The organism is Nostoc sp. (assembly GCF_036919595.1).
In the GTDB taxonomy this organism is placed as follows: Bacteria; Cyanobacteriota; Cyanobacteriia; order Cyanobacteriales; family Nostocaceae; genus Nostoc.
Map to the genome: position 1 here is coordinate 1 of NZ_JBALCO010000077.1, position 482 is coordinate 482.

Below are 482 nucleotides of genomic sequence, written 5' to 3' on the forward strand. Positions count from 1 at the left end.
TGCTGTTCTACCCAATGATCTCGATAAGCGTGAGGATAGACATAACCCACTCCATGTCCAAAACCTTTTTTATCCCGATTGGCATCTTTAAGATGAGTGGGAATGGAAGCAACATTTTCATTTTCTACCGCCGCTAAAGCATCAAAAAAGCCCATAATGCTATTGGACTTTGGTGCAGTCGCTCTCATAAAGTACTGCCTGCGCCAAATGATAACGTCCTTCCGGCATTCCCACGCGATCAAAGGCTTCGGCACAAGCATTTGTAACGACAACTGCTTGTGGGTCAGCTAATCCGACATCAACGCTAGCAAGAATTAACATCCGACGGAAAATGAAACGCGGGTCTTCACCTGCATAAACCATTTTGGCTAGCCAGTACAGTGCTGCATCATCGGTGAGAGGTTAAAATAAAGCGCATTTTGTCAATCAGTTAAAATACTCAAAATAGCCTTATTGAAAATGATAATCGTGCGTGGGGGAGG

General features: G+C 44.2%; 2 protein-coding genes. Both read right to left on the bottom strand.

The annotated features are described in order from the left end of the window. Nucleotides 1-188 (bottom strand): hypothetical protein (locus V7K21_RS10865; RefSeq protein ID WP_442948868.1); only part of this gene is annotated, 188 nt, incomplete at its 3' end. Further along, complete coding sequence (locus V7K21_RS10870; RefSeq protein ID WP_335174056.1) at nt 160-363, bottom strand: hypothetical protein; 204 nt, start codon at nt 361-363, stop codon at nt 160-162. The genes V7K21_RS10865 and V7K21_RS10870, both read right to left, overlap by 29 nt. Nucleotides 364-482: the final 119 nt, after the last annotated feature.

Bases quoted from the DNA above. Each gene is read 5' to 3' on its own strand.
- V7K21_RS10870 (WP_335174056.1), bottom strand. From the start codon at position 363: ATGGTTTATGCAGGTGAAGACCCGCGTTTCATTTTCCGTCGGATGTTA.